The organism is Actinomadura harenae (assembly GCF_003696215.1).
In the GTDB taxonomy this organism is placed as follows: domain Bacteria; phylum Actinomycetota; class Actinomycetes; order Streptosporangiales; family Streptosporangiaceae; genus Spirillospora; species Spirillospora harenae.
On the sequence record NZ_RFFG01000102.1, the window covers coordinates 1 to 21,000 of the forward strand.

21 protein-coding genes are annotated in these 21,000 nt (G+C 74.3%); 8 read left to right on the forward strand and 13 right to left on the reverse strand.

The window, feature by feature from the left end:
* A partial coding sequence (locus EBO15_RS35185; RefSeq protein WP_147481800.1) for a hypothetical protein occupies positions 1-201 on the reverse strand: 201 nt, incomplete at its 3' end.
* 39 nt (positions 202-240) lie between these two features.
* Positions 241-2,304, reverse strand: coding sequence for a molybdopterin-containing oxidoreductase family protein (locus EBO15_RS35190; RefSeq protein WP_122198800.1), 2,064 nt, complete (start codon positions 2,302-2,304; stop codon positions 241-243).
* A 171-nt stretch (positions 2,305-2,475) separates the two neighbouring features.
* Here EBO15_RS35190 and thyX point away from each other — a divergent pair, with 171 nt between their 5' ends.
* Entirely contained in the window at positions 2,476-3,207 is a 732-nt protein-coding gene (gene thyX, locus EBO15_RS35195; RefSeq protein ID WP_199745000.1) for an FAD-dependent thymidylate synthase, read from the forward strand.
* A gap of 153 nt (positions 3,208-3,360) precedes the next feature.
* Entirely contained in the window at positions 3,361-4,080 is a 720-nt protein-coding gene (locus EBO15_RS35200) for a dienelactone hydrolase family protein (RefSeq protein ID WP_122198801.1), read from the forward strand.
* Positions 4,081-4,085: 5 nt separating this feature from the next.
* Here the strand turns inward: EBO15_RS35200 and EBO15_RS35205 are convergent, their stop codons facing one another.
* Both EBO15_RS35205 and EBO15_RS35210 read right to left on the reverse strand, forming a co-directional pair.
* Positions 4,086-4,370 carry a ubiquitin-like small modifier protein 1 gene (locus EBO15_RS35205; protein ID WP_122198822.1) on the reverse strand — a complete coding sequence of 95 codons (285 nt, stop codon included), beginning with the start codon at positions 4,368-4,370 and terminating at the stop codon, positions 4,086-4,088.
* On the reverse strand, positions 4,367-5,455 hold the full coding sequence (locus EBO15_RS35210) for a WD40/YVTN/BNR-like repeat-containing protein (RefSeq protein WP_122198802.1): 1,089 nt from the start codon (positions 5,453-5,455) through the stop codon (positions 4,367-4,369). The genes EBO15_RS35205 and EBO15_RS35210 overlap by 4 nt, the downstream gene beginning before the upstream one ends.
* A gap of 167 nt (positions 5,456-5,622) precedes the next feature.
* Between EBO15_RS35210 and EBO15_RS35215 the strand changes: the two genes are divergently transcribed.
* Positions 5,623-6,465 (forward strand): helix-turn-helix domain-containing protein, encoded by an 843-nt coding sequence (locus EBO15_RS35215; protein ID WP_122198803.1) that lies wholly within the window; start codon positions 5,623-5,625, stop codon positions 6,463-6,465.
* A gap of 82 nt (positions 6,466-6,547) precedes the next feature.
* On the opposite strand, the gene EBO15_RS35220 is transcribed toward EBO15_RS35215, so the two are convergent.
* Complete coding sequence (locus EBO15_RS35220) at positions 6,548-7,906, reverse strand: globin domain-containing protein (protein WP_122198804.1); 1,359 nt, start codon at positions 7,904-7,906, stop codon at positions 6,548-6,550.
* Positions 7,907-8,488: 582 nt separating this feature from the next.
* Between EBO15_RS35220 and EBO15_RS35225 the strand changes: the two genes are divergently transcribed.
* From EBO15_RS35225 to EBO15_RS35235, 3 genes are all read left to right on the forward strand, one after another.
* Positions 8,489-9,244 (forward strand): gamma-glutamyl-gamma-aminobutyrate hydrolase family protein, encoded by a 756-nt coding sequence (locus tag EBO15_RS35225; protein WP_122198805.1) that lies wholly within the window; start codon positions 8,489-8,491, stop codon positions 9,242-9,244.
* A 124-nt stretch (positions 9,245-9,368) separates the two neighbouring features.
* Complete coding sequence (locus EBO15_RS35230) at positions 9,369-10,370, forward strand: alpha/beta hydrolase (RefSeq protein ID WP_122198806.1); 1,002 nt, start codon at positions 9,369-9,371, stop codon at positions 10,368-10,370.
* The gene (locus EBO15_RS35235) at positions 10,367-11,197 is read left to right on the forward strand and encodes an enoyl-CoA hydratase/isomerase family protein (RefSeq protein ID WP_233616648.1); all 831 of its coding nucleotides are present in this window, start codon (positions 10,367-10,369) and stop codon (positions 11,195-11,197) included. Before EBO15_RS35230 ends, EBO15_RS35235 begins: the two co-directional genes overlap by 4 nt.
* 63 nt (positions 11,198-11,260) lie before the next feature.
* Here EBO15_RS35235 and EBO15_RS35240 read toward each other — a convergent pair whose 3' ends face one another.
* Both EBO15_RS35240 and EBO15_RS35245 read right to left on the reverse strand, forming a co-directional pair.
* Positions 11,261-11,737: an SRPBCC family protein gene (locus tag EBO15_RS35240; RefSeq protein ID WP_233616649.1), complete on the reverse strand. Its 477-nt coding sequence runs from the start codon at positions 11,735-11,737 to the stop codon at positions 11,261-11,263.
* Positions 11,738-11,989: 252 nt separating this feature from the next.
* The gene (locus tag EBO15_RS35245) at positions 11,990-12,931 is read right to left on the reverse strand and encodes an alpha/beta hydrolase (RefSeq protein ID WP_122198807.1); all 942 of its coding nucleotides are present in this window, start codon (positions 12,929-12,931) and stop codon (positions 11,990-11,992) included.
* A 286-nt stretch (positions 12,932-13,217) separates the two neighbouring features.
* On the opposite strand from EBO15_RS35245, the gene EBO15_RS35250 reads away from it, so the two are divergent.
* A complete protein-coding gene (locus tag EBO15_RS35250) occupies positions 13,218-14,153 on the forward strand; it encodes a TAXI family TRAP transporter solute-binding subunit (RefSeq protein WP_122198808.1) in 936 nt (311 codons plus the stop codon).
* On the opposite strand, the gene EBO15_RS35255 is transcribed toward EBO15_RS35250, so the two are convergent.
* The 4 genes from EBO15_RS35255 to EBO15_RS35270 form a co-directional block, all read right to left on the reverse strand.
* Positions 14,132-15,520 (reverse strand): sensor histidine kinase, encoded by a 1,389-nt coding sequence (locus EBO15_RS35255; protein ID WP_122198809.1) that lies wholly within the window; start codon positions 15,518-15,520, stop codon positions 14,132-14,134. The genes EBO15_RS35250 and EBO15_RS35255 overlap by 22 nt on opposite strands.
* Positions 15,517-16,173 carry a response regulator transcription factor gene (locus EBO15_RS35260; protein WP_122198810.1) on the reverse strand — a complete coding sequence of 219 codons (657 nt, stop codon included), beginning with the start codon at positions 16,171-16,173 and terminating at the stop codon, positions 15,517-15,519. The genes EBO15_RS35255 and EBO15_RS35260 overlap by 4 nt, the downstream gene beginning before the upstream one ends.
* Positions 16,174-16,222: 49 nt before the next feature.
* The gene (locus EBO15_RS35265; protein WP_122198811.1) at positions 16,223-17,596 is read right to left on the reverse strand and encodes an MFS transporter; all 1,374 of its coding nucleotides are present in this window, start codon (positions 17,594-17,596) and stop codon (positions 16,223-16,225) included.
* A 164-nt stretch (positions 17,597-17,760) separates the two neighbouring features.
* Entirely contained in the window at positions 17,761-18,102 is a 342-nt protein-coding gene (locus tag EBO15_RS35270) for a cupin domain-containing protein (protein ID WP_456047886.1), read from the reverse strand.
* A 255-nt stretch (positions 18,103-18,357) separates the two neighbouring features.
* On the opposite strand from EBO15_RS35270, the gene EBO15_RS35275 reads away from it, so the two are divergent.
* Positions 18,358-18,636 carry a hypothetical protein gene (locus EBO15_RS35275; protein WP_147481801.1) on the forward strand — a complete coding sequence of 93 codons (279 nt, stop codon included), beginning with the start codon at positions 18,358-18,360 and terminating at the stop codon, positions 18,634-18,636.
* A gap of 71 nt (positions 18,637-18,707) precedes the next feature.
* Here the strand turns inward: EBO15_RS35275 and EBO15_RS35280 are convergent, their stop codons facing one another.
* Both EBO15_RS35280 and EBO15_RS35285 read right to left on the reverse strand, forming a co-directional pair.
* Complete coding sequence (locus EBO15_RS35280) at positions 18,708-19,943, reverse strand: cytochrome P450 family protein (protein WP_122198813.1); 1,236 nt, start codon at positions 19,941-19,943, stop codon at positions 18,708-18,710.
* A gap of 66 nt (positions 19,944-20,009) precedes the next feature.
* Positions 20,010-20,936, reverse strand: coding sequence for an alpha/beta hydrolase (locus EBO15_RS35285; RefSeq protein WP_122198814.1), 927 nt, complete (start codon positions 20,934-20,936; stop codon positions 20,010-20,012).
* Positions 20,937-21,000: the final 64 nt, after the last annotated feature.

The window sequence follows — 21,000 nt, forward strand, 5'->3', positions numbered from 1 at the left end:
GAGGACCTCCAGCGCCCGGTCCGTCCGGCCCCACGCCGCCAGCGCGCGCGCCTGGCGGGCCCGCGCCAGCACCGCCATCGGCAGCTCGCGCCGCTCCTCCAGCACCGCGGCCGCCTCCGCGTAGGCGGCGGCCGCCTCGTCAGTGCGACCCGTCCGGTCGTACCGCCGCGCCCGCTCCAGCAACGCCCCAGGGTCGATCATGGCGGCCAGCGTATAGCGATCATGGCGGTCGCCGTGCGCTCAGCGGGCGGGCAGCGGCTCCACCTCGACGCGGGTGTCGTGGAACACCGGGCCGCCGCCCAGGTCCGTCGTCCGCTCGGCCACCACCGCGTTGGCGTTCGCGCCGCCCGACAGCCGCGGCCAGTGCCCCTTGGTCGTCGCCGCGACACCCGGCCTGACCTCGTCGGTCACCGCCACGACCGCCTCGAACGCGCCGCGCTCGTTGCGGACCCGCACCCGGTCGCCGTTGCCCAGGCCCCGCGCGGACGCCTCGTCCGGATGCAGCCGCACCACCGGGCCGCCCTCCGCCCGCCGCCGCAGCTCCGCGTTCTCCCCGAACATGCTGTTGAGGAAGAAGTGCGACGCCGCCGAGATCAGGATCAGCGGGAACCGCGCGGCCCGTTCCCCGTCGGCGCCCTCGGCGGACGGCACGTACCCCGCGAGCGGGTCGTGCCCGAGCGCCGCCGCCGTCTCCGACCGGAACTCCAGCCGTCCCGACGGCGTCGGGAACCGGTCCTTGTAGGGGACGAACGGGTCGGGCACCGCCAGCCGGACGAACCCCTCCTTCCGCAGCCGGTCCAGCGTGACCCCCTCCAGGTAGGGGTGCCCACCGGACAGCACCTGCGCGGCCAGTTCCTCGTCGGACTCCAGCAGCGCGGGCTCCGTCAGCCCCATCCGCCGCGCGATCAGCCGGAACGTCTCCGTCGTCGGCAGGCACTCGCCCGGCGGCGCGACCGCCGGCTCGTTCCACGTCAGGTACAGGTGCCCGTAGCCGTCGTGCAGGTCGGCGTGCTCGTGCTGCATCGTCGCGGGCAGGACGATGTCCGCGTACGCCGCCGTGTCCGTCGGGAACTGCTCCAGGACGACCGTGAACAGGTCGTCCCGCATCAGGCCCTCGCGCACCCGGTTCTGGTCCGGCGCGCTCGCCGCCGGGTTCGCCGCGATCACGAACAGCGCCTTCACCGGCGGGTCGTCCAGGTCGAGCAGCCCCTCGGCCAGCCGCGACATCGACAGCCGCCGCACCGGCCCCGGACGCAGGTCGTCCCGGTGCACCGCGGCCGTGTTCAGCGGCGAATGCCCGGACGTCGAGTACGTCAGGCCGCCCCCGAGCAGCCCCCAGTCGCCCGTGACCCCCGGAAGGCACGCCAGCGTCCGCAGGGCCGTCCCGCCGCCGGCGTGCCGCTGGAGGCCCTGCGTCGCCCGGATCGCCGTCGGGCGCGTCCGGGCGATCCGCTCGCCCAGCGCCACGATCCGCTCCGCCGGGACACCCGTGATCTCCGCCGCGACCGCGGGCGGGAACTCCGCGATCCGCTCCCGGAACTCCTCCCAGCCGAGCGTGTGCTCCCGGAGGAACTCCTCGTCCTGCGCCCCGAGGCCGACGATCACGTTCATGAGCGCCATCGCCAGCGCCGCGTCCGTCCCCGGGATCGGCGCGAGATGCTCGTCGGCCTGCTTGGCCGTCCGCGTCGCCACCGGGTCGATCGCCACCACGTGGGCGCCCTCGCGCCGCGCCGCCTGGACGAACTTCCACATGTGGTGGCCGCTGGTCAGCGTGTTCGTCCCCCACAGGATGATCAGCCGCGCGTGCGCGAGGTCCTCCGGGTCGATCCCGCCCGGCGACCCCAGCGCCAGCTCCAGGCCGGCGTTGCCCGCCGCCGAGCACATGTCCGCCCGGTGCGCGGACGCCCCGAGGACGTTGAAGAACCGCCGTCCGGCCTGCCCTTCGAGGCCCTGGACGTACCCGAGCGTCCCCATGCCCCAGTACGGCCAGACCGCCTCCCCGCCGTGCCGCTCGACGATCTCACCGAGCCGGGAGGCGATCTCGTCCAGCGCCTCGTCCCAGGAGATCCGCTCGAACCGGCCCTCGCCCTTGGCCCCGACCCGCCGCAGCGGGTGCAGCACCCGGTCGTCCTGCCCGGCCCGCTCCAGCCAGCGGTTGACCTTGGTGCACAGCGCGCCGCGCGTGTACGGATGCTCCGGGTTCCCCCGCAGCCCGACCGCCTCGCCGTCCCGGACGGTCACCACCCAGGAGCACCCGTCCGGGCAGTCCAGCGGGCAGGCCCCCAGCACCTTCAGCTCGGACATCCGTCACCGCCCCTTCCGGCCGCGTTCGTCCCACCAGTCTGGGGCATCCCGGACAGGTCCGTCACCGTGAGACGGACGTTACGCCGCCCACGCCCGCCCGCCGGACCGGGACTGTCGGCACCCCCGGCTAGAGTTTCCGAGGCCGTTGAGAAGCAGCAGGAGGGGGTCAGCGTGTCGGCAGACGACGCATTCGACATCGAGTTCCGGAGCGACGTGGAGGTGGAACTGATCAAGTCCGCCGCCTCGGACGCCGACGTGCTGTGGGCCGCGCGGGTCTCCACCAAGGGCGAGAGCTCCCTCGCCGAGATCGAGGCCGACCCCGAGCGCTCCAAGGGCCTGATCAACTACCTCATGCGCGACCGGCACGGCACGCCGTTCGAGCACTCCTCCATGACCTTCTATGTGAAGGCCCCCATCTTCGTCTTCCGCGAGCAGATGCGGCACCGCACGTTCTCCTTCAATGAGGAGTCGGGCCGCTACCGCAAGCTCGACCCGGTCTTCTACGTCCCCGGCCCCGAGCGCAAGCTCGTCCAGGAGGGCAAGCCCGGCAAGTACGTCTTCGTGGACGGCACGCCCGAGCAGCACAAGCTCGTGACCGAGGCCACCCAGGAGAGCTACCGCCAGAGCTACCGGGCGTACCTGGAGATGCTCGACGCCGGGGTCGCCCGCGAGGTCGCGCGCGCCGTCCTGCCGGTCGGCCTGTACTCGTCCATGTACGTGACGTGCAACGCCCGTGCCCTGATGAACTTCCTGTCCCTCCGCGTCAAGCGCGAGGACTCGACGTTCCCCTCGTTCCCGCAGCGCGAGATCGAGATGGTCGCCGAGAAGATGGAGGCGGCGTGGGCGTCCCTCATGCCGCTCACCCATGCCGCGTTCGAGGCCAACGGCCGCGTCTGCCCCTGACCCGGCGAGGCCAGGGCTGACCCGGCCTGATCGAACCGCGCGGGCGCGCGGCGCCGTGGGATTCCATGGCGCCACGCGCCCGCGCGCGTTCGTTTCCCGGACGTGACGCGGCCGGGACTGGGCATCCGCCGGGGGATGGGGCAGGGTGCTTGCATGCCGGAGATCAGGATTCAGAGCGACCTGCCCGCCTATCTGGCCGTGCCGGAGGGGGAGGGCCCCTGGCCCGCCGTGGTGATCTTGTTCGAGTCGTTCGGGGACACCGCGGACATGCGGGCGCAGGCCGACCGGTTCGCGGCGCGGGGCTACCTGGCCGTGCTGCCCGACCTGTACGGCGGACGGCACTGGCTGCGGTGCGTCCGCAAGGCGGTCCGGGACCTGCTGGCGCGCCGGGGGCCGACGTTCGCGCACATCGAGGCGGCCCGGAGCTGGGCGGCCGGGCGTGACGACTGCACCGGGCGGGTCGGGGTCGTCGGGTTCTGCATGGGCGGCGGGTTCGCGCTGGTGGCGGCCGCGAAGCTGGACTTCCAGGCGGCGGCGGTCAACTACGGGGTCGTCCCGCGCCACGCGGAGCGGGTGCTGGCGGGGGCGTGCCCGGTCGTCGCGTCCTACGGGGGAGAGGACCGGACGCTCCCGGGGGCGGCGGCCAAGCTGGAGCGGGCGCTGACCGTGCTGGAGGTGCGCCATGACGTCAAGGAGTACCCGGGGGCGGGGCACAGCTTCCTGACCGAGTCGGACGGGCTGGTCCCCGCGCCGCTGCTCGCGGTGGGCAAGGTCACGTTCGGGCTCGGGAAGGGCAAGGAGCAGGCGCCGGAGGCGTGGGAGCGGATCCTGGGGTTCCTGGACGGCGAGCTCGAAAACGGATCTACAACGTAAAGGCGTCAGCCGCCGGAGACGGCGGGCAGCACGTGCAGATCGGCGCCGGGACGCAGCGGCGTGGCGAGCAGCTCCAGGTCGCGGACGTTGTCGGCGCCGACGAACACGTTCACGTGCGGGCGCAGCGCGCCGGTCTCGTCCCGGACGCGGCGCCCGACGGCGGGCAGCGCCGCGTCGAGCGCGGCCAGGGCGTCGCCGACCGTGGCGTCCGCCGGGAGGTCGAGGGGGACGGCGGCCGGGGCGCCCGCGAGGTCGCGCAGCGCTCCCGGCAGCCGGACGGTGACGATCACCGGGTCACCGCCCGCACGCACAGGACGTCCGGGAGGTGCCGGGCCACCTCGCCCCACGTCTCGCCGTCGTCGCGGGACGCGTAGACCCACCCGTCGCGGGTGCCGAAGTAGATCCCGGCCGGGTCGAGCGTGTCGGCGCACATGGCGTCGCGCAGCACCGAGGCGTAGCAGGGGCCCTCGGGCAGGCCCTTGTCGAGCGCCCGCCACGTCGCGCCCGCGTCGTCCGAGCGGTGCACCTGGTAGCGGTGCCCGGCGGGGGTGCGGTCGACGTCGGCGTTCAGCGGCAGGACGTAGAGGGTGTCCGGGCGGTGCGGATGGACGACCAGGGGGAACCCGAAGTCGGCGGGCAGCCCCGCGTCGATGCGGGTCCAGTCGCCGCCCGCGTCGTCGCTGCGGTAGACGCCGCCGTGGTGCTGGAGGAACATCCGCTCCGGACGGCTCGGGTGCAGGTCGACCTTGTGGACGCACTGCCCGTACTCCGGCGGCGGGTCGGGGAGGAACTCCGCGGTGATGCCGTGGTTGCGCGGCGTCCAGGTCGTCCCGCCGTCGGTGCTGCGGTAGACCCCGGCGGCGGAGATCGCGATCGTCACCGTGGCCGGGTCGCCCGGGTCGGGCAGGACGGTGTGCAGGCACTGCCCGCCCGCGCCCGGCTTCCAGGACGGCCGGTGCGGATGGTTCCACAGCCCCTCGACCAGCCGGAACGTCATGCCGCCGTCCTCGGAGCGGAAGAGCGCGGCGGGCTCGGTGCCCGCGTACACGACGTCCGGCTCGGCCTCGGAGAAGCGGAGCTGCCAGATGTCGCGCAGCGCGGCGCCGGTGTGCGCGGGGAACGCGACGGGTGCGGTGTCGGCCTCGCGGGCGGGCTCGGTCCAGGTGCGTCCGAGGTCGTCGGACACGGCGATGGACACGCCCCAGAACGGGTTGTTGAGCGCGGCGAGCAGGCGTCCGGTGCGCGGGTCGGCGGCGATGGCGGTGACCGGAGCCGGGGTGAACAGCAGCGGATCGGCGTCCCAGCCGCCGTCCGCGCGGGGGCGCGCCACGACCAGGCCCTTGCGGGTGCCGATGACGAGGGCGTGGTCGGTCACTGGTCCTCCCGGAGATCTGCTTCCACTCCGGGGATGCTCGCATGCGGAGCGTCACGACGACCCCAAAAGAGCCGAACAGGTGTGCGAAGCTTGGGGCGGTGGCGCGGAACGTGCATTACCCCTCAGGTCATCGTGTCCGTGACATAGGGGCCGATAGCGTCTGCCGCATGACGACGACCACCACTCACTCCGAGTCCTCCGTGCCGACGTCCTCCTTCGGTGACGCCCGCCCGATCGGCGAGCAACTGCGCGCGTGGCGGCAGCGGCGCAGGCTCAGCCAGCTCGAACTGGCGTCCGAGGCGGACGTGTCGACCCGCCACCTGAGCTTCGTCGAGACCGGGCGGTCGGCCCCGAGCCGCGACATGGTGCTGCGGCTGGCCGAGCACCTGGACGTGCCGCTCCGCGACCGGAACCTGCTGCTCGTCGCGGCCGGGTACGCCCCGATGTACGCCGAGACGCCGATGGAGGAGCCGCGCATGGACGCGGTGCGCGGCGCGCTGCGCCAGGTGCTGGACGGCCACCAGCCCTATCCCGCGGTGGTCGTGGACCGGTTCTGGAACCTGGTGGACGCCAACGCCGCGGCGTCGATCTTCACCGAGTTCGCGCCGCCGCACCTGATGGAGCCGCCGGTGAACGTCCTGCGGCTGAGCATGCACCCGGACGGCATCGCCAAGAACATCATCAACCTGGGCGAATGGCGCGCGCACATGGTGGACCGGGTGCGGCGGCACGTCGCGCTCACCGCGGACCCGGCGCTGGAGCGCCTCTACAAGGAGCTGCGCGACTTCCCCGGTTCGGACCCGCTGGAGGAGGCGGCGCTGCCGTCCGCCGGGCACGAGGTGTTCGTCCCGCTGCGGATCCGCGTGGACGACGTCGAACTGTCGTTCTTCAGCACCATCGCCACGTTCGGCACGCCGGTGGACATCACGGTCGCCGAGCTGGCCATCGAGTCCTTCTACCCGGCGGACGTGACGACCTCGGAGTTCCTGCGGGCCCGCGCCGGCTGGTGACCGGCCGCCTCCCGGCGGGCGGGACGGGGACGGGACGGGATGGCCGGGCCGCGGACGATGCCCGCGTCCGCGGCCCGGCGGCTCATCCGCCCTCGGACTCGCTCCCGACGCCCGCCGGGGTGCGCAGGGCGACCGGCGTCCGCAGGCGCGCCGGCTCGAGCTGAGGCACCGGCTCGAGCGGAGCGGGTGGCGGCGGGGGAGCGTCCGCGGGGGCGGGGGGCGCGGCCTTAAGGGAGGCGTGGGCGGACATGGGGCAGGTGGCGGGCGGGATGCGGTGGAGGCGGGCCTCTCGCTGCTCGGCCTCGCTCAGCTCGTGGTGGATCTGCTCGGGCGGGACGCCGAGGCGCCGGAGCCGGGCGGTCGTGGCGCGGATCATGCCGGCCGGTCCCGCGAGGTAGACCTCGTGGCCGGACCAGTCGCCGAGCCGTTCAAGGGCCTCCGCGACGGCGGCACCGTGCGGGCGGCCATCACCGGGAACGTCGTCACCGGGAGATTCGCCGTCCGAGGCGCCCGACAGGACGGGGGTGACGCGCAGCCACGGGCAGGACGCCTCGAGCCGCCGTAGTTCGGGCAGGTCGTACAGGTCGTGTTCGGTGCGGGCCGCGAGCAGCAGGTGGACGTCGCGGTGGAGGCCGGTGGACGCCGCCTGTTCGACGATCGCGCGGAGCGGTGCGAGCCCGGTGCCGCCCGCGACCAGCAGCAGGTCGCGGCCGGCGTCGGCGGGCGGGGTCATGGCGCCGGCCGCGGGCCCGAGCAGCACGGTGTCGCCCGTGCCGGTGTGCCGGACGAGCGCGTTGCTGACCCAGCCGCCCGGGACGGCGCGGACGTGCAGCCGGAGCAGGCCGTCCGGGCGGGGCGCGTTCGCGACCGAGTAGGTCCGCCAGACCCGCGGCCAGCGCGCGACCTGGACGGTGACGTGCTGGCCCGCGGTGAAGCGCAGCGGCTCGCCCGGACGCACGGTCAGGACGGCGATGTCGGGGGCGCGGCGTTCGTGGTCGACGACCTCGGCGACCCACCAGGGCGGGGCCTGCGCGGCGTCCTGCTCGGCCGCCGCGATCATGATCTCGGCGGCGGCGTCGAACGCGGCGGCCCAGGCCGCCTCGGCCTCGGCGCTCCACGCGCCGCCGGAGAACCGCCGCAGCGTCGCGAGCAGCGCGGAGCGCACGGCCGGGTAGTGCTCGGGCCGGACGCCGAACCTGCGGTGGCCGCGGCCGAGCCGGCTCAGGTAGGCGGTCAGGGACGCGGGATCGTCCAGGCTCCGCACGAGGGTGGTGAGCGCGTGGAGGAGACGGTCGTTCTGGACGTCCATGGCGGGCGGGAAAAGGGCGCGCAGCCGTGGATTCTCCGCGAACAGTCGTCCATAGAAATAGGTGACGGCCCGCGTGCCGTGCGGTTCGATGTGACCGAAACTCTCTTTGACGATTCGGGGTTCCAAGGACATTTACCGGGCTCGCCCCCAGGTAATTGTGTGCCGGCGCCGACGCTCCCCGGCGCGTCCGGCGCCCTCGGCGTTGTCCGACTTCCCGAGATTCTCGCACCGGAGGTCGCGGGGACTCAACCCTTACGTGTCAACTGCTGTGGAGTAACTCGAAGAGTAATCGCCGTCACATTGGCGTCGAGCGTGAATTCGTCATTTCGGAGATGGATACTGATCGGTATTGGCGGCCTGTGGGGTGCGTCGTTCCGCATGGTTCCCGGTGCTGTGAATGGATGGCGGAGGCGCGGAGGAGCCGAGTGGTGCGCGATTCTCTACCCCGGTATGAGGTTCCTTTCTGGCGGAGCGTCACGGCGCCCTCCCGTCGCACCGGACGTTCCCGGCGCGCGGCCTCCGGGGCCGGGAGCCGGGGCGGGGTGTGCCCGTTGGCCTGCGGATATCCGGACCTTGCGGCAAGCTTGCCCGCAGCGGGGACGGCCAGGGGTGGGCGGCCGATGAGCGGCATGCAGCATCATGACCCCCCGAAAGCGGAAAATCGCCGCACTCCGGGTGAGGTACGTCCCCCGGGGGCAGGGAGGGAAGCCGCGCATGGCGGACACGACAGGACAGGCTGCCGGGGACGATCCGGGAGAGCGGGGGAGCGGGCCCCCGCTGATCGGGATCACGACCTACCTGGAACCTGCCCGCTGGGGAGTGTGGGTGCGCGAGGCCGCGGTACTGCCCCTGCCCTACATCCGGGCGGTCGAACGGGCGGGCGGCGTGCCCGTCCTGCTCCCGCCGACCGGGTCCCTGCGCGGTGTCCGGTCGCTGGTGGCCGGCCTGGACGGGCTCGTCCTCGCGGGCGGCTCCGACGTCGACCCCGAGCTGTACGGGGCGGAGCCGCACCCCGAGACCGGCGCGCCGCAGCCGGCGCGGGACCGGTTCGAGCTGGCGCTCGTCCGCGCCGCGATAGACGCCGACCTGCCCTTCCTCGGGATCTGCCGGGGACTCCAGATGCTCAACGTGGCGCGCGGCGGCGGTCTCGTCCAGCATCTCCCGGACGTCGTCGGCCACCGCGAGCACGCCCCGGACGTCGGGGTGATCGGGTGGCACCGGGTCCGGATCAGCCCGGCGAGCCTGACCGGGAGGATCCTCGGCGACGCCGTGGAGGTCCCGAGCTACCACCACCAGGCCGCCGACCGGCTCGGCAAGGGCCTGGCCGCCGTCGCCTGGGCGGACGACCAGGTGGTGGAGGCCGTCGAGCTCCAGGGCCACCGGTTCGGGCTCGCCGTCCAGTGGCATCCGGAGGAGGGCGAGGACCGGCGGCTGTTCGAGGCCCTGGTCGCCGAGGCGTCGGCCTCCTGACCCCGGGCCCCGCCCGTACGGGCCCGGGGGGACGGTGCGGGCGATCCGGGACGTCCGGGACGGTTGGGGACGGCCGTCCGGGGAAGGCGTCTGAGGACGTGTCGCCGTTCCGGGAGGGGGCCGGATGCCGCTCGATCCGTCCGTGGAGCGCTTCCTCGCGAGGTTCCGGGAGCCCGACGGCCGGGTGTGGACGATCGGGGAGCTGCGGCGGCTGACCGAGCTGCGGTCCCCGGTCGAGCGCCGGGCGCTGCCGCACGTCGGCGACCTGGACGTCCCGGGACCCGGCGGGGCCGTCCCGGTCCGGCTGTACCGGCCCGTCCCGCGCGCCGCCGGGCCGTTGCCCGCGCTGGTGTACCTGCACGGCGGCGGCTGGGTGCTCGGCGGGATCGAGAGCGTCGACGCGGCGTGCCGCGACCTGGCGGCCGAGACGGGCTGCGCGGTGCTGAACGTCGGGTACCGGCTCGCGCCCGAGCATCCGTTCCCGGCCGCGGTCGAGGACGCGTGGGCCGTCGTCGAGGACCTCGCGCGCCGCCCGGGACGGTTCGGCGCGCGACCGCACGCGATCGCCGTCGCCGGGGACAGCGCGGGCGGCAACCTCGCCGCCGTCGTCGCGCTGCTCGCCCGCGACCGGGGCGTCCGGCTCGTGCACCAGCTGCTGGTGTACCCGGTGACCGACACGTCGGGGGACACCGCGAGCTGGGCGGCCTACGGCGAGGGCTACGGCCTGGACGCCTCGACGCTGCGCCGGTTCGCCGCGCTGTACCGGGCGGACGCCGACCCCGCCGACCCGCGCCTGGCGCCGCTGCGCGCGCCGGACCTGTCCGGCCTGGCCCCGGCGACGGTCATCACCGCCGACCACGACATCCTGCGGGACGAGGGCGAGGCGTACGCGCGGCGGCTCGCGGCGGCGGGCGTCCCGGTCGCGGGACGCCGCTACCCGGGGACGATCCACTCGTTCTTCCTGCTCCCGGACATGTTCGAGGCCGGGGTGGAGGCCCGGGCGTTCGCTGTGCGACGATTGCGCGCGGCGTTCGGAACGGCGCCTCCCGACGCACGACCGGGCACGAGCGCGCAGGCGGACGCGGACGACCGAACGGGCCAACGCGGGGAGGACAGCGCGGCATGACGACCAAGCGCGGCATGACGACCAACGCGACCGGGGACGCGCGCTACGACCGGTACGAACGGCTGAAGCTCGACTGGGCCGCTCCGCGCGTGCTCCGTGTGACGCTCAGCGCGCCCGGGCGGCTCAACGCCGTCGACAACACCGGGCACCGCGAGCTGGCGGAGATCTGGCGGGACGCCGACGCCGATCCGGAGGTCCGCGCCGTCCTGGTGCGCGGCGAGGGCGCCGCGTTCTCGGCGGGCGGCGACCTGTCCATGATCGAGGAGATGATGGACGACCACGCCGCGCGCGTCCGGATCATGCGCGAGGCCCGCGACATCGTCATGAACGTCGTGAACTGCGGGAAGCCGGTGGTCAGCGCCGTCCAGGGACCGGCCGTGGGCGCGGGCCTGGCGGTCGCGCTGCTCGCCGACGTCTCCGTCGCCGGCCGCACCGCCAAGATCATCGACGGGCACACCCGGATCGGCGTCGCGGCCGGCGACCACGCCGCGATCATCTGGCCGCTGCTGTGCGGCATGGCGAAGGCCAAGTACTACCTGCTGCTCAACGACGTCCTCACGGGTGAGGAGGCCGAGCGCATCGGCCTGGTCGGCCTGTGCGTGGACGACCACGAGGTGCACGCCCGCGCGCTGGCGGTCGCGACCCGGCTGGCCGAGGGGCCGGCCGAGGCCATCGCGTCCACCAAGCACGCGCTGAACGGCTGGCTGCGGATGGCCCAGCCGACCTTCGACGCGTCCCTGGCCATGGAGTTCCTGGGGTTCACCGGCCCCGACGTCCGCGAGGGCGTGGCCGCGCTGCGCGAGAAGCGCCCCCCGAAGTTCGCCTGAGCCGCGCGGGCCGCGATCGGCCGCGCGTGTCCCCGGCCCCGCCGCAGCGGGGCCGGGGACACGTCAGGAGAAGCGCCTGACCAGTGCGGTCAGGCCGGTGGCGTAGATGCCGAGGGTGAGGGTCTTGGCCATGGCCTCCTCGTCGTCGGCGTTCGCCGAGAAGTCCGCGGACCACTCGACGAACGACTCGCCGGTCATGGTCACGGGGACGACCCGGAGGGTGGCGCGGCAGCGCCGCACCGGCAGCGGGCATTCGAGGATCTCGTACCGGTAGGTGCGGGCCGCGTCGTCCAGGGACGTCAGCCGCTCGCGGAACACCGTGTCGCCGGGCCCGATGATGCGCCGGACGCAGCCGACCCGGTCGGACGGCCCGCCGTCCTCGATGACGCCGGTGTCGACCCCCGGCATCCACTCGGCGAGGTTGCCGAAGTCGCGCAGGTAGGCCCACACCCGGTCGGCGGACGCGGGCAGGACGGCGCTCGCGTACGCGGGAGGCGGCGAGGGCGGCAGGGCGGGCGACCCGGCGGACGGCATGGTCATGGCGGCTCCTCGGCGCGGCGCGGATCACGCGGGGCGGACCCGGCGGGGGGATCGGGCGGGTGGATCGGGCGGATCGTGCGGGGAGGCTCGGGCGGGCGGGCGAACCACGACCCATGCTCCACCGGTCCCCCTGATCCAGGCAACGTTCCCGTCCGCCCCGAACCCGTCACCGTCACCGTCCCCGGCACGGTCCCTGTCGCCGAACCCGTCGCCGAACCCGCCACCGAACCCGGCGCCGTCCTCGGGGAGGCGTCAGTCCTGGCCGAGGACGCCGCGCAGGAAGCCGATCGCCTGGGTGATGGCGGCCTCGGCGGCGCGCGTGGGCCGCAGCGCGTTGAGCATCACGAAGTCGTGGATGATCCCCTGGTACCGGACGGCCGTGACGGGCACCCCCGCCTCCCGCAGCTTCGCCGCGTACGCCTCGCCCTCGTCGCGCAGGACGTCCGCCTTGCCGGTGATGACCAGCGCGGGCGGCAGCCCGGCGAGGTCGCCGGAGGTGGCCCGCAGCGGGGACGCGGTGATCTCCGCGCGCTGCGCCGGGTCGGTCGTGTACTGGTCCCAGAACCACTGCATGGCGTCCCGGCGCAGGAAGTAGCCGGTCGCGAACTCGTGGTAGGACGCGGTGTCGAACGAGGCGTCGGTGACCGGGTAGAACAGCACCTGCCCGGCGAGCCGGACGCGGGACCCGCCCTTGGCCATGAGGGTGAGCGCGATGCTCATGTTGCCGCCGACCGAGTCCCCGGCGACGGCCATGCGCGAGCCGTCCAGCCCGTGCTCGGCGCCGCGCCCGGCGACCCACTCGGCGACGGCGAGGTTCTGGTCGATGGCGGTCGGGTACCGGGCCTCGGGCGACAGGTCGTAGTTGGGGAACACGACGGCCGCGCCGGTGCCGAGCGCGATCTCCCTGGCCAGGCGGTCGTGGGTGTGGTCGTTCCCGAACACCCAGCCCGCGCCGTGCAGGTAGACGACGACCGGCAGCGGGCCCGCCGCGTCCGAGGGCCGGAAGACCGTCACGGCCGGGAGGCCCGCGATCTCGAGCACCTCGCGTTCGGTGCCCGGCACCTCGACCTCCGGGCTCTGGACGTCGTCGACGGTCTTGCGTCCCTCGGCGGGGCCGAGGTCGAACAGGTACGGCGGGTTCGCGGTCGCCTCGGCGAACGCCTGTGCCTGCGGTTCGAGAACGGGCTTGCCCATGCTGCTTCTCCTCCGGTTGGTCGGGTGCGGGTCGCCGAGCGGGTGCGCCATGGACGCCGAACCGGATCCCCACGCGCCGCGGGCCGCCGTTCGTGGCTCTGCGTGCACGGGTGATGCCGCGGCGAGCGACCCCGCCCCGGGGACCATTCCCCGTCCGCGCGCCGAACTCACCGGCCCCCTCGAACCGGACTCGTGCGTGAGCCGTCGCCTCCGCCACGGTCACATGTCGGATGACGTAACGGGGGAGTGGCGTCCGGGGGCGCGGTGACGGAGGTAGCGTGCCGCCATGGAGCGCCGATCCGTCCTGGTCGCCGCGGCCGCGCTCGCGGCCGGGGGCACCGACCTCCTCGGGGCGGCCTGCGGCGGGGCGCACGCGCCGACCGTCCTGCGGCTCGCGACCGGCGAGAAGGGCGGCCCGTACCAGGCACTGGGGGACCGGTTCGCGGCCGAGCTGCGGCGCGGCGGCTTCAAGGTGCGGGCGGTGACGACCAACGCCAGCGTCCAGAACCTGTCGATGCTCGCGGACGGGACCGCCGACCTGGCCTTCGCGCTCGCCGACAGCGCCGACCAGACCGTCCAGGCGGAGCACCGGCCCGCCGCCGCGCTCGCCCGCATGTACATGAACTTCGTCCACCTGATCGTGCACCGGGACGCCCCGGTCCGGACGATCTCCGACCTCGCCGGACGGTCCGTCTCGCTCGGCGCGGACGGCTCCGGCACGGCCGTCACCGCCGAACGCGTCATGTCGGTCGCGGATCTGGCCCGTCCGGCGCGCATCCTCCGGTACGGGCTGGAACGCTCGATCGAGGCGCTGAAGGCGGACGAGGTCGTCGCCGCGTTCTGGTCCGGCGGGGTGCTGACGCCCGCGCTGACCACCCTGTCCCGCCAGGTCCCGATCCGGCTCGTCCCGCTGGACGACCGGCTCGTCATGCGGCTCCGCCGCGCCTACGGCCCGGTGTACGACTCGGCGTCCGTCCCCGCGAACGCCTACGGCGAGCCCGAGCCGGTCCCGACGGTCAGCGCCGCCAGCTACCTGATGTGCCGGGTCGGCCTCCCGGACGACGTGGCCTTCAAGGTCACCAAGCGCCTCTTCAGCAGCCGCGACCGCCTGCGGGCCCCCGAGGCCCCCGGCGGACGCCTCGACCGCCGTTTCGCGATCGGCACGGGCGCGGTGCCCCTACACCCGGGCGCGGCCCGCTACTACAGGTCGGTGTTCGGCTGACCGTCGCTCAGGCGCACCTCGACGGACAGGCCCCGCGGACGGTTCGCGCGCAGGTCGAGCCGTGCGCCGCACGCCTCGGCGAGCGCGGCGGCGATCGGCAGGCCGAGGCCGCTGCCGGGCAGGCCCGCGTGCGCGGGGGCCCGCCAGTGCCGGTCCAGGGCCTTCACGCGCTCCTGCCCGGTCAGCCCGGGACCGTCGTCGGCGATGCGCAGCAGCAGGGAGTCCGCGTCGAGCGTCACCGTGACCGTCCCGCCCGCCGGGACGAACTTGTGCGCGTTGTCCAGCGCGATGTCGGCGATGCGCGGCACGGCGTCCGGGACGGCCCGGACCGGCAGCCGGTCCGGCAGCCGCACCGAGAACGTGATCTCCAGTGCGTCGAACACCTCCCGCCACGCCTCCAGCTTCGGGCCGAGCTCCGCGACGACGTCCAGCTCCCGGGCGATCGGCGCGCCCGCCGCCTCCGCCTGCGCGGCCGCCTCGGTCTGCGCGAGCTCCAGCAGGTCGGTGACGGTCTTGGCGAGCCGGTTCAGCTCGGCGCCGGTCTCCTCGAACTCCGGCTCGCCCTCCGGGGCCAGGTACGGGCGCAGGTTCTCCAGCCGGAACATCAGCGCGGCGAGCGGGTTGCGCAGCTCGTGCGAGGCGTTGGAGGCGAACTCGCGCTGCCGCCGCATCGCCGCGCCGACCGCCTCGGCCATCGCGTTGAACCGCTCCTCCAGCCGCCGCAGCTCGGGCGGCCCGACGTTCGCGGTGGTGCGCGTCCCGAGCTCGCCCTCCGTGATGCGCCGGGTCGCCTCGTCCAGCTCGGTCACCGGACGCAGGATCCAGCGCGCCAGGCCCCGCGCGACCAGCACCGAGAACGCCAGGACGGCCAGTCCCGCGCCCAGCAGCGCGCCCCACACCCGGGTGATGTCGCCGCGGGCGTTCGCGGTCGGCGCGAGCAGCAGCACCGCGCCGGAGATCTGCGCGTCCCGGCCGGACGGCTCGGCGACCAGCACCCGCCCCGGTCCGAACGGGGTGAGCGACGGCAGGGAGTCGGTCGTCCGGCCCGACAGCGCCCGGACGGTCGCCTCGGCGTCCGGCGGCGCGGCCGTGCCCGCCTGGGCGACCAGGGCCCCCTCCCGGTCCTGGATCCACACGGACGCGTCGTACAGCGCGGCGTACCGGCCGATCTCCGGCTGGAGCGACCCGCGGTCGCCGGTGCGCGCGGCCAGGTCGGCGAGCTCGGCGAACCGGGTCGCGTCGGCGCGCCGGTCCAGCAGCAGGCGGCCCGTCCGGTGCGTCGCGTACGCGCCGCCCAGCGGCACCGCCAGGCCCACGATGACCAGGACGACCAGGGTGGTGAGGACGGCGACGAGCCGGTTCCTCACGGCGGGCCGTCCCCGAGCCGGTAGCCGGTGCCGACCAGCGTCACGATGAGCCCGCTCCGGTCCGTCTTGCCCCGGATGTTCCGGATGTGCACGTTCAGCGCCCGCGAGGCCGACAGCGACGTGTCGCCCCACAGCGCCAGGAGGATCTCGTCCCGCGCGCACACCTCGCCCGGACGGCTCGCCAGCACCGCCAGCACGTCGAACTCGCGGCGGGTCAGCGCGACGTCCCGGCCCGCGACCGTGACGCGCCGCGCCGGGACGTCGATCACCACGTCCCCGGCCGTGACCCGCCGCACCTTCGCGGGACGCGCCGTCCGCCGCACCACCGCCTGCATCCGCGCCAGCAGCTCGTCCGGGCGGACGGGCTTGACCAGGTAGTCGTCCGCGCCGCGGTGCAGGCCGCGCAGCACGTCGCCCGCGCGCGCCGTCACCACGATCAGCGGCACGTCGGAACTCCGCCGCACCCGCTCCAGCGCCTTCAGCCCGTCGGCGTCGGGCAGGCCCAGGTCGAGCAGGACGAAGTCGGCGTCGGCCGCCAGCCGGACGCCGTCGGCGGCGGTCCGGGTGTGCGTCACCTCGTAGCCGCCGCGCCGCAGGTGGGTCGCGAGGGCGGCGGCGAGGCGAAGGTCGTCCTCCACCAGCAGAACCCGCATGGCGGTCAGGCTAGAGGCCCGCGGGCGGCCGGTGCACCGCCCCCGCAGGTCACGGTCCGGTACGGACACGGCGGAGCGATCCGGGCATGCGCGGGCCGGACGTGCGTGCGGGAGCGGCCTCGGTGGCCAGTTCCCGGCGGGACATCGCCGCGTCCCGCGTCTCGCGCATGCGGACGTAGACGACCAGCGACACCGCCGCGCACGCGGCGACGTACCAGAAGAACCCGGACTCGGCGCCGCTCTTCTTGAACCAGAGCGCCACGTACTCGGCCGTCCCGCCGAACAGCGCGTTGGAGATCGCGTACGGCAGCGCGACCCCGAGCGCCCGCACGTGCGTCGGGAACAGCTCGGCCTTCACGACCGCGTTGATGGAGGTGTAGCCGGTCACGATGACCAGGCCGGCGAGCATCAGCCCGAACGCGGGCCAGAACCCGGACACGTGCCCGAGCGCGATCAGCAGCGGCACCGTCCCGACCGTCCCGCCGACGCCGAACCCGATGAGCAGTGGACGCCGTCCGATCCGGTCCGACAGGGCCCCGGCGAGCGGCTGGAGTAGCGCGAACACCAGCAGCGCGCAGAAGCTCACCAGCGACGCGGTCGTCTTCGGCAGCCCGGCCGTGTTCGACAGGTATTTGGTCAGGTACGTGGTGAAGGTGTAGTAGGCGAGGGTCCCGCCCGCGGTCAGCGCGATGACCAGGGCCGCCTCGCGGCGGTGCCGCATCAGCTCGCGGACGGTCCCGCGCTCGTGCCGGACGGCCGGGCTGCCCTTCGCCTCCGCCGCGTACACGTCGGTCTCGAGCAGGCCGCGCCGCAGGTAGAGGATGACGGCGGCGCACAGCGCCCCGACGATGAACGGGATGCGCCAGCCGTAGGACTTCAGCGCCTCCTCGGTCATCGTGCGCTGCAGGACGATCTGCAACCCGAGCCCCAGCAGCTGCCCCGCCGTCATCGACACGTACTGGAAACTGGACGCGAACCCGCGCCGGCCGGGCGGGGTGGCCTCGGTGAGGTAGGTCGCGCTGGCCGCGTACTCGCCGCCGACCGACAGGCCCTGCATCAGCCGGGCGACCAGCAGCACGACCGCGCCGAGGTAGCCGACCGACGCGTACGTCGGGGCCACCGCGATCAGCAGCGCGCTGCCCGACATCAGCGTGACGGTCAGGGTGAGCGCCGCCTTGCGCCCGCGCCGGTCGGCGTACCGGCCGAGGACCCAGCCGCCGACCGGGCGCATGAGGAACCCGACGGCGAAGATGCCCGCGGTGTTCATCAACTGCGCGGTGGCGTTGCCCTTGGGGAAGAACGCGGACGCGAAATAGGTGGCGAAGCTCGCGTAGACGAACCAGTCGTACCACTCGACGAGATTGCCGGCCGAGCCGCCGAGGACGGCCCGCCAGGGGGTGCGCGCCGGGGTGGGAGTGGACACCGTGACCTCCTGCTTCTCGCGGCGCCGGGGGTTTCGCGCCGGTGCAGGGAGCCTCTCCGGGGTCGCCCGATCCGGTCCAGGTCTGGCGTCCAGACCTAATCCGCCGTTAACACGCGGGAAGGGGCGCGTGCCGCGCTTCCGGGGCGATCGCGGGCGTGCGGGGGTCAGATGTGGAGGTTCTTCACGACCGTGAGCAGGAAGGCCGAGTCCTCCTCGGCCTCGACGGAGTGCACCGCGTCCGGGATGATCAGCAGGTCGCCGGGGGTGCCGTCCCACGCGTCCCTGCCCGCGACGAGGCGGACCCGCCCGGTCAGCACGTGCAGGGTCGCGTCGCCGGGGTTCTCGTGGTCGTCGAGGCGGGCTCCCGCGCGCAGGGCGATGAGCGTCTGCCGCAGCGGGCGCTCGTGGCCGCCGTGGACGGTCTCGGCGGACCGTCCGCTGGACGCCTCGCGCGCCCGGCCGAGGAGTTCGCGGGCCAGAGCGGTGAGCGATCGCTTGTTCATCATTCCCCTGCGCGACGACGACGGCGGCGGACAACGGGCGGCGGAAGGTCGGGCCCGTCTCACCTCACCTGTTCCCCGGGGTGTTCACGCCGGAACAGAGGCCGTGCCACGCTCCGGTCATCCCCAGGGAAAGACTACGGACGAAAGGCGATATCACCCCCTTGATTTCCCTTTCGGTCGCTTCGCTCCGACATCGACGGCATACGCTGAGGTCACGCCGAATTCCGGACTAGAGAGGCTTTAGTCATGGAGTCGCACATGCTCGCCATCGGTTCCCACCTCGGTGGGGACATCGGCATCTGGCTGGGCCCCATCGTGGGCGCCCTCGCCGTCGTGGCCATGCTCGTCATCACCGGCCGCGGCCTGATCGGCACGCTCGCCGCGGGCCGCCGCCGCACCGTCCGCAAGGTGGACGAATCCCACACCGACTCCCGTGAGCACGGTGGCTTCTACAAGTACGAGCCCGGAATGTACTCCCATTCCGACGTAGAGGACCGGCCGCCGCTCGACAAGGAGGACGTCCTCCAGCCGCAGTAGCCGAACCGGCCCTCCGAACCGGCCCTCCGAACCGCCCGCGCCTGACGGGGGTGGCCACGGCGAGACCGGCGTCACCCGGCGGGTCCGAGCACGACGGGCAGCGCCTGGTGGCCGTGGGAGATGAACGAGGCGAGCGGCCGGAGCTCACCCGGGTCGACGGCCAGGCTCAGGCCGGGGAAGCGGGCGAACAGCGCGGGCAGCGCGATCGCCGCCTCGAGCCGCGCCAGCGGCGCGCCCAGGCAGTGGTGGACGCCGTAGCCGAACGCCATGTGCTCCTTGTCGGCGCGGGTGACGTCGAACTCGGCCGCGTCGGCGCCGTGCAGGCCCCGGTCGCGTCCGGCCGCCGCGTAGCAGCTGACGATCGCCTCGCCCTTGCGGAGCACGTCGCCGCCGTCCAGCTCGATGTCCTCGACGGCGAACCGCAGCGGCAGGTTGGCGATCGGCGGCTCGGCGCGCAGGGTCTCCTCGATCACATCGTCCCAGCTCGCCCGGCCCTCCCGGACGAGCGCGAGCTGCTCCGGACGGGTCAGCATCGCGTGGATCGCGTTGTCGAGCAGGTTGACGGTCGTCTCGTGGCCCGCGCTCAGGAACAGCCCGAGCGTGTCGACGAGCTCCTCCTCCGACAGCTCCGACCCGCCGTCGCGCGCGGCGATGAGGTCGGACGACAGGTCGTCCGCCGGACGCACCCGCTTCTCCGCGACGAGCCCGCCCAGGATCTCCTGGAGGCGCGGAAGCGCGGCGGCGGCCTCCTCGGGCGTGACCGTGGTGCGGAAGAACACGTCCACGCACCGGCGGATCTCCTCGCGCATCTCCTCGTCCCCGACGCCGAACAGCTCGCAGATCACCCGGATCGGCAGCGGGTAGGCGAACCGTTCGCGCAGGTCGACGGGCCCGCCCGCCCCGGCCTCCTCGATCTCGTCCAGCAGCCCGGCGACGAGCGCCTCGACGCGCGGGCGCAGCGCCGCCGTCCGCCGGGCGGTGAACGCGCTGGAGACCAGCCGCCGCAGCCGGCGGTGGTCCGGGCCGTAGGCGGTGAACATGTTCCGCACCGCGACCCAGGCGAACAGCGGCCACGCCGGACCGATCTCGGACATGAGGGGCCAGTGCCGGTAGGAGTCCTTGGACACGCGGTCGTCGGTCAGCAGCCGCCGCAGCAGCTCGGGGTCGCTCACGCCCCACGCCGGGACGCCGTCCGGCAGGACGACCCGCGTCGCGGGCCCGCGGGCGCGGATCCGGGCGGCCTCGCCCAGCACGTCGGTGCCGCTGAGATCCAGGACGAGCGGACCGTGGTCTTCGGGAGTGGGCATGGGACGCTCCAGAGGTCGGCCGGACGGGCGGGCGGCGGACCGCCGGCGGCGCGCGGCGGCCCGTCCTCACTCTCCGTCCGTGACCGACCGTGCGCAAGGGGCTCCCAAGGATTCACCCGGCGCCGCGCCGAGCTCGGCGAGCTGCCGCTGCGACACCTCGGCCGACAGGATCGCCTGCGACCCGTGGAACGTCCCCGGCCACTGGTGCAGCTCGACCGACACGCCGGACCGCAGCAGCCGCAGCGCGTAGTCGACGTCCTCGTCGCGGTTCGGGCACAGCTCCGCCGTCGCGACGTAGGCGGGCGGCAGCCCCGACAGGTCCCCGGCACGCGCCGGGGCGGCGTACTCGGTGGCCTCCCGCGACCCCAGGTAGTACCGCCAGGACGCGCCGACCTTCGCCCGCGTCATCCACGGCGTGTCGGTGAAGGCGCGCTGAGACCAGGTCTCCTGCCGGTCGTCCAGGGCGGGCTGGTTGAGCAGCTGGAAGCGGATCGCGGGCCCCTGCCGGTCGCGGGCCCGCAGCGCCAGCGCGGCGGCGATCCCGCCGCCCGCGCTGTGCCCGCCGACCGCGATCCGCGCCGGGGCGAAGCCCAGGACGGACGCGTTCTCCACCGCCCAGCCGAGCACCGCGGACGCGTCGTCCAGTGCGGCCGGATACGGGTCCTCCGGAGCCAGCCGGTAGCCCACCGAGATCACGACCGCGCCGGACGCGTCCGCGAGAAACGTCGCCCACGGATGCTCGGTCTCGACGTCGCCCATGACGAACGCGCCGCCGTGCAGCCAGACGATCGCGCCGCTCGCCGGCACCGGCCGGTAGACCCGCACCGGCACGCCCGGGCCGGCGGGCACCGTGTGGTCCTCGACCTCGAGGGCCGGGACGTCCGGCGCCGGGACGCTCCGGGCCAGCAGGGCGAGGCTCTCGCGCTCGCCGACCGGGTCGGTCAGCTCGCCGCGCGGGAAGAACGGGAGGAACGGTTCCAGTTCGGCATCCATACCGGCCATCCTCGCCGTCGCGGCCCGCCCGTTCACCCGCCGCCCGTCGCGTCTTCCCCGGGCC

What these genes read in the sequence shown, in the direction of transcription:
- EBO15_RS35235 (WP_233616648.1), top strand. Translation starts at nt 10,367, where the DNA reads ATGACGACCAAGCGCGGCATGACGACCAACGCGACCGGGGACGCGCGC.
- EBO15_RS35270 (WP_456047886.1), bottom strand. Translation starts at nt 18,102, where the DNA reads ATGATGAACAAGCGATCGCTCACCGCTCTGGCCCGCGAACTCCTCGGC.
- EBO15_RS35230 (WP_122198806.1), top strand. Translation starts at nt 9,369, where the DNA reads ATGCCGCTCGATCCGTCCGTGGAGCGCTTCCTCGCGAGGTTCCGGGAG.
- EBO15_RS35215 (WP_122198803.1), top strand. Translation starts at nt 5,623, where the DNA reads ATGACGACGACCACCACTCACTCCGAGTCCTCCGTGCCGACGTCCTCC.
- EBO15_RS35285 (WP_122198814.1), bottom strand. Translation starts at nt 20,936, where the DNA reads ATGGATGCCGAACTGGAACCGTTCCTCCCGTTCTTCCCGCGCGGCGAG.
- EBO15_RS35190 (WP_122198800.1), bottom strand. Translation starts at nt 2,304, where the DNA reads ATGTCCGAGCTGAAGGTGCTGGGGGCCTGCCCGCTGGACTGCCCGGAC.
- EBO15_RS35225 (WP_122198805.1), top strand. Translation starts at nt 8,489, where the DNA reads ATGGCGGACACGACAGGACAGGCTGCCGGGGACGATCCGGGAGAGCGG.
- EBO15_RS35200 (WP_122198801.1), top strand. Translation starts at nt 3,361, where the DNA reads ATGCCGGAGATCAGGATTCAGAGCGACCTGCCCGCCTATCTGGCCGTG.
- EBO15_RS35220 (WP_122198804.1), bottom strand. Translation starts at nt 7,906, where the DNA reads ATGTCCTTGGAACCCCGAATCGTCAAAGAGAGTTTCGGTCACATCGAA.
- EBO15_RS35240 (WP_233616649.1), bottom strand. Translation starts at nt 11,737, where the DNA reads ATGACCATGCCGTCCGCCGGGTCGCCCGCCCTGCCGCCCTCGCCGCCT.
- EBO15_RS35250 (WP_122198808.1), top strand. Translation starts at nt 13,218, where the DNA reads ATGGAGCGCCGATCCGTCCTGGTCGCCGCGGCCGCGCTCGCGGCCGGG.
- EBO15_RS35260 (WP_122198810.1), bottom strand. Translation starts at nt 16,173, where the DNA reads ATGCGGGTTCTGCTGGTGGAGGACGACCTTCGCCTCGCCGCCGCCCTC.
- EBO15_RS35275 (WP_147481801.1), top strand. Translation starts at nt 18,358, where the DNA reads ATGCTCGCCATCGGTTCCCACCTCGGTGGGGACATCGGCATCTGGCTG.
- EBO15_RS35245 (WP_122198807.1), bottom strand. Translation starts at nt 12,931, where the DNA reads ATGGGCAAGCCCGTTCTCGAACCGCAGGCACAGGCGTTCGCCGAGGCG.
- EBO15_RS35280 (WP_122198813.1), bottom strand. Translation starts at nt 19,943, where the DNA reads ATGCCCACTCCCGAAGACCACGGTCCGCTCGTCCTGGATCTCAGCGGC.